Here is a 216-nt window from a genome sequence, read left to right as displayed (position 1 = left end):
GGTTTATGAATCGCCGCAAGCCTGAACTGCAGGCAATCGATCTCGCAACGTGGCCAGGTACTGCATGGACCGATCTGGATAACGAAGCGCGCAAGCTCATCAGGCAACGAATGCATGCACTTGAGCTTTTCGTACAAGGCGAGCCAGTACACGCGATCGAGAAAGCGACCGGCGTGAATCGCCGGCAGCTGTATCGCTGGCTCGAGCGTGGCTTGT

At 56.9% G+C, this 216-nt stretch carries 1 protein-coding gene; it reads left to right on the top strand.

Features of this window, described 5'->3' with window-relative positions; all coding sequences use genetic code 11:
• Nucleotides 1-216: helix-turn-helix domain-containing protein (locus P0D73_RS46980; RefSeq protein ID WP_408436611.1), on the top strand; the 216-nt coding region annotated here is incomplete at both ends.

The organism is Paraburkholderia sp. RL18-101-BIB-B, assembly GCF_046026985.1.
Taxonomy (GTDB): domain Bacteria; phylum Pseudomonadota; class Gammaproteobacteria; order Burkholderiales; family Burkholderiaceae; genus Paraburkholderia.
The sequence above is the reverse complement of the archived record's forward strand: the minus strand, read 5'-3'. Positions and strand labels throughout refer to the sequence as shown.